Annotated in this window: 4 protein-coding genes and 2 pseudogenes; 3 read left to right on the top strand and 3 right to left on the bottom strand. The window is 70.2% G+C overall.

The window, feature by feature from the left end; genetic code table 11:
- Together StrepF001_RS44550 and coxB are read right to left on the bottom strand one after the other, a co-directional pair.
- Window positions 1-263: pseudogene (locus StrepF001_RS44550) on the bottom strand (cytochrome ubiquinol oxidase subunit I); the annotation flags it as partial.
- Window positions 260-1,219, bottom strand: coding sequence for a cytochrome c oxidase subunit II (gene coxB, locus StrepF001_RS44545; RefSeq protein ID WP_129803770.1), 960 nt, complete (start codon window positions 1,217-1,219; stop codon window positions 260-262). The pseudogene StrepF001_RS44550 and the gene coxB, both read right to left, overlap by 4 nt.
- Before the next feature lie 268 nt (window positions 1,220-1,487).
- On the opposite strand from coxB, the gene StrepF001_RS44540 reads away from it, so the two are divergent.
- Complete coding sequence (locus tag StrepF001_RS44540) at window positions 1,488-2,864, top strand: cysteine desulfurase/sulfurtransferase TusA family protein (RefSeq protein ID WP_129803769.1); 1,377 nt, start codon at window positions 1,488-1,490, stop codon at window positions 2,862-2,864.
- Between the two features lie 24 nt (window positions 2,865-2,888).
- Here the strand turns inward: StrepF001_RS44540 and StrepF001_RS44535 are convergent, their stop codons facing one another.
- Window positions 2,889-3,863 (bottom strand): carbohydrate kinase family protein, encoded by a 975-nt coding sequence (locus tag StrepF001_RS44535; protein WP_129803768.1) that lies wholly within the window; start codon window positions 3,861-3,863, stop codon window positions 2,889-2,891.
- Between the two features lie 183 nt (window positions 3,864-4,046).
- On the opposite strand from StrepF001_RS44535, the gene StrepF001_RS44530 reads away from it, so the two are divergent.
- On the top strand, window positions 4,047-4,256 hold the full coding sequence (locus StrepF001_RS44530; RefSeq protein WP_129803767.1) for a hypothetical protein: 210 nt from the start codon (window positions 4,047-4,049) through the stop codon (window positions 4,254-4,256).
- A 145-nt stretch (window positions 4,257-4,401) separates the two neighbouring features.
- A pseudogene (locus StrepF001_RS46825) lies at window positions 4,402-4,835 on the top strand (hypothetical protein); the annotation flags it as partial.

Below are 4,835 nucleotides of genomic sequence, written 5' to 3'. Positions count from 1 at the left end.
ATCGTGAACGCCTGGTTGAACTGCTCGTTCGACATGATCTGCGTGCCCGGGCGGGCGAGCTCGGCGCGCATGAAGAGCGCCATCACGCCACCGATGCAGAAGAACGCGAACGACGTGACGAGATACAGGGTGCCGATCGTCTTGTGGTCAGTGGTCGTCAGCCACTTCACCACGACGTTGCCGGGCTGCTTGCGCCGGACGGGCAGCTCGTTCTCGTAGGAGCCGGCCTCGGCGGCACCCGCGGGTTCGTTGAGGATGCTCACAGCTGGTTCGTCTCCCGGTTCTTCTCGTGGCTCGTCTGCGCGATGCCGGCGGGAACGTAACCGGTCTGCCCCTTCTTGGCGAGGTCCTTGAGGTGCTGCTCGTAGCGCTCGGGAGAGACGACCTTCACGTTGAACAGCATCCGGGAGTGGTCGACGCCGCACAGCTCGGCGCACTTGCCCAGGAAGGTGCCCTGCTTGTTGGGGGTCACCTGGAAGGCGTTGGTGTGGCCCGGGATGACGTCCTGCTTCATCAGGAACGGCACCACCCAGAAGGAGTGGATGACATCACGCGAGGTGAGGACGAAGCGGACCGTCTTGCCCTCGGGCAGCCACAGCGTGGGGCCGGGGTTGCCGGTCTGCGGGTTCCGCTCACCCGGCGTACCGCAGGTGTAGACCCCGCCCGCGTCCGCGGGGAAGTCCTCCTTGTACCGCTTCGGAACGGCGTCGAGTTCCTTGGCGGTCTTGGCGTCGCCCGTGGAACCCTCGACGTTCTCGATGTAGTTGAAGCACCAGCTCCACTGGAAGCCGACCACGTTGACCGTGACGTCGGGCTTCTTCGACAGGTCGAGGAGCTTCGACTCGTCGCGGGCCGTGAAGTAGAAGAAGACCGAGACGATGATGATCGGAACCACCGTGTACAGCGCCTCGATGGGCACGTTGTACCGGGTCTGCGGAGGAATCTCGACCTTGGTGCGGCTGCGCCGGTGGAAGATGACACTCCACAGGATCAAGCCCCACACCAGCACGCCGACGGCGAGCGCGGCAGCCCAGGACCCCTGCCACAGGGAGAGGATCCGCGGAGCCTCTTCCGTGGTGGGGGTGGGCATACCAAGGCGGGGGAAGTCCTCGTATGTGCAACCGGTAGCGGTCGCCAGGACCAGGCCCGCGGTCAGTGCCTGCAGCAGCTTCCGCCGCATCGGGCGCCGCGGCGAGCGGTCGGAGCCGTTGGGACTCACGTAGCGCCTTCCCGAGAGTCTCGCCCGCGCGTCGGCTGCGGCCTTCTCGCTGGTCGGTCGCCGCCCTGCGTCGGGCAGGGGTTTGGATGTTTATGCGGACCAAACCCTACTGGACGCTATTTGGGGTCGCGCGGGGAGGGTACCCAACGCGCCGCGGGTCACCCCGAAGGGATGCCGTGCCCGTCCGGGGGACGCCCTCCGGACCCCCGAGTGCCCGCCTCCGGACCGGTTCTGACACCTCCTCCGGAGCAGGAGTTAGCGTGGGCGTGTGCCCTACTTCGATGCTGCCTCCTCGGCCCCGCTCCATCCCGTGGCCCGCCAAGCCCTGCAGGCCTCCCTGGACGAGGGCTGGGCCGATCCCGCACGTCTCTACAAAGAGGGGCGCCGGGCCCGGTTGCTGCTGGACGCAGCGCGGGAGGCGGCCGCAGAGGCCGTGGGGTGCCGGGCGGACGAGCTGGTGTTCACCACCTCCGGGACCCGTGCCGTGCATGCCGGTGTCGCGGGGGCGCTGGCGGGGCGGCGGCGGGTCGGACGTCACCTGATCGTGTCGTCGGTCGAGCACTCCTCGGTGCTTCACGCGGCCGAGGTGCACGAGGCGGACGGCGGGACGGTCACCCAGGTCGCGGTGGACCGCGCGGGGGCCGTGACGCCTCAGGCGTACGCCGCGGCGCTGCGGCCCGACACCGCGCTGGCGTGTCTGCAGTCGGCCAACCACGAGGTCGGCACCGTGCAGCCGGTGGCCGAAGTGGCCGACGTGTGCCGGGAGGCGGGGGTGCCGCTGCTGGTGGACGCGGCGCAGTCGCTGGGCTGGGGCCCGGTGGTGGGCGACTGGTCGTTGCTGACCGCGAGCGCCCACAAGTGGGGCGGGCCGTCGGGTGTCGGACTGCTGGTGGTCCGCAAGGGAGTGCGCTTCGCTCCGCAAGGGCCTGCGGACGAGCGGGAGTCGGGGCGGGCGGCCGGGTTCGAGAACATTCCGGCGATCGTGGCCGCGGCCGCTTCCCTGCGCGCCGTACAGGCGGAGGCGGCCGAGGAGGCGGTACGGCTGCGGGAGCTGACGGACCGGATCCGGGCGCGGGTGCCGGAGGGGGTGGGGGATGTGGAGGTGGTGGGTGACCCGGTGCGCCGGCTGCCCGGGATCGTCACCTTCTCCTGTCTCTATGTCGACGGGGAGACTCTGCTGCACGAGCTCGACCGCTCCGGCTTCTCCGTCTCGTCCGGGTCGTCCTGTACGAGCAGCACGCTGACGCCGAGCCATGTGCTCAAGGCGATGGGGGTGCTGAGCGAGGGCAACGTCCGGGTGTCGCTGCCGTCCGGGGCGTCGGCGGAGGACGTCGAGCGGTTCCTTCAGGTGCTGCCCGGGGCGGTCGCGGGGGTCCGGGAGAAACTGGGGGCGCCCGCTCCCGAGACGGCGGTACGAGGGGACTCCCTCGTCGTGGACGCGGTGGGCAAGCTCTGCCCGATCCCGGTCATCGAACTGGCCAAGGTCATCGGCGACGTGCCGGTGGGCGGCACCGTGCGCGTACTGGCGGACGACGAGGCGGCACGCCTGGACATCCCGGCGTGGTGCGCGATGCGGGGGCAGGAGTACGTGGGTGAGGAACCGGCGGACCAGGGCTCTGCCTATGTGGTCCGCCGGTTGGCCTAGGGTCTGCCCCCCGGCGGACCCTGGTCAGCTCAGGTGCGCCCTGACGTCGTCGGCGGCGTCATGGCCGTACGCCTTGGTGAAGCGGTCCATGAAGTGGGCGCGGCGCAGCGCGTACTCCTGGGTGCCGACCGTCTCGATGACCAGCGTGGCCAGCATGCAGCCGACCTGCGCGGCGCGCTCCAGGGAGACGCCCCAGGCGAGGCCGGAGAGGAAACCGGCGCGGAAGGCGTCGCCGACGCCGGTGGGGTCGGCCTTGCGCTCCTCCTCCGGGCAGCCGACCTCGACGGGGTCCTCGCCGGCCCGCTCGATGCGTACGCCGCGCGAGCCGAGGGTGGTGACGCGGTGGCCGACCTTGCCGAGGATCTCCTCGTCCGTCCAGCCGGTCTTGGACTCGATGAGGCCCTTCTCGTACTCGTTGGAGAAGAGGTACGTCGCCCCGTCCAGCAGTATCCGGATCTCCTCGCCGTCCATCCGGGCGATCTGCTGGGAGAAGTCGGCGGCGAACGGGATGGACCGGGAGCGGCACTCCTCGGTGTGCCGGAGCATCGCCTCCGGGTCGTCGGCGCCGATGAGGACGAGGTCGAGGCCGCCGACGCGGTCCGCGACGGTCTTCAGCTCGATCAGGCGGGCCTCGCTCATGGCACCGGTGTAGAAGGAGCCGATCTGGTTGTGGTCGGCGTCGGTGGTGCAGACGAAGCGGGCTGTGTGCAGCGTCTCGGAGATGCGCACGGAGGCGGTGTCGACGCCGTGCCGGTCCAGCCAGGCCCGGTACTCGTCGAAGTCGGAGCCCGCGGCGCCGACCAGGACCGGCCGGGTGCCGAGCTGGCCCATGCCGAAGGCGATGTTGGCGCCCACGCCGCCCCGGCGTACATCGAGCTTGTCGACCAGGAACGACAGCGAGACCGTGTGCAGCTGGTCCGCGACGAGCTGGTCGGCGAAGCGGCCGGGGAAGGTCATGAGGTGGTCGGTGGCGATGGAGCCGGTGACTGCGATGCGCACGGCGTGGAATCTCCCGGGTGGAGGGGGTTGACAGTCCACGCTACCGAATAGGGGCGGCGGCGCTGAAGCGGATGGCCGAGGGTGGCCGGTTGTGCCGCAACGGGCGAGGGTGGCGGTGAAGCAGGTAAAACTACCCGATAGTAGATCTTTCTTCGCGGGCCTCGGCGTGCCTACGGTTTCATCATGACGAACCTCGACGCCCCTGCTCCCGCCCCAGCCGACCTGGAAGGCGACCTGGCGTCGCTGCGCGGCGACTGCGCCCGGATGGCTCCGCACTGGACGGTCCCCGACCGGATCGCCACCCGCCCGGTCCCGCCCTCGCTCATCCACGGCGTGACCGTGCCGCCGAAGTCGGCGCGGCTGCTGGAGGCGATGTCGGACTACGGCGACTGAGCCGACCCGCCCGGGAACCGTGTGCTCCCCCGCTGCGTCCCATCGCTGTCCCCTGTAAAGGGGATACGGGATACGACCCATCAGCGGCCCCCTTCCGGCAGGGCCGGGTCACCAGGGACAGCTGTGCAGCCGAAGGAGCGATGCGGTGAACACCGAGCGACCCGACAACGACGACGTCTCGGGCGAGACCGGCACCACCGAGCCGACCGAGGACACGCGGGGCGCTGCGGAGGCTTCGGGGACGGCGAATGCGTCTGTTTCTGAGGCACCGGAGCCTGCTTCGGAAGCGTCGGATGCGCCTGCTTCGGAGGCATCGGATGCGGCAGACACGTCCGCTTCGGAGACGCCGGAGCCTGCTTCGGACGAGTCGGATACGGCGGATACGTCCGCTTCGGAGACGCTGCAGCCTGCTTCGGACGAGTCGGACACCGTGGACGTGTCTGTTTCGGGGGCGTCGGACACGAGCACCGGTGAGTCCGAGGGCGACGGCGACCCCCGGCCTGCCCGGCGTCACTCCCCCGCGGTCATCGCGTCAGTCGCTGCTGCGGTGCTGCTCGTCGGGGGTGGTGGGGCGTATCT

The organism is Streptomyces sp. F001 (assembly GCF_004187715.1).
In the GTDB taxonomy this organism is placed as follows: Bacteria; Actinomycetota; Actinomycetes; order Streptomycetales; family Streptomycetaceae; genus Streptomyces; species Streptomyces flavusporus.
This window is presented reverse-complemented; position numbering and strand designations above follow the sequence as displayed.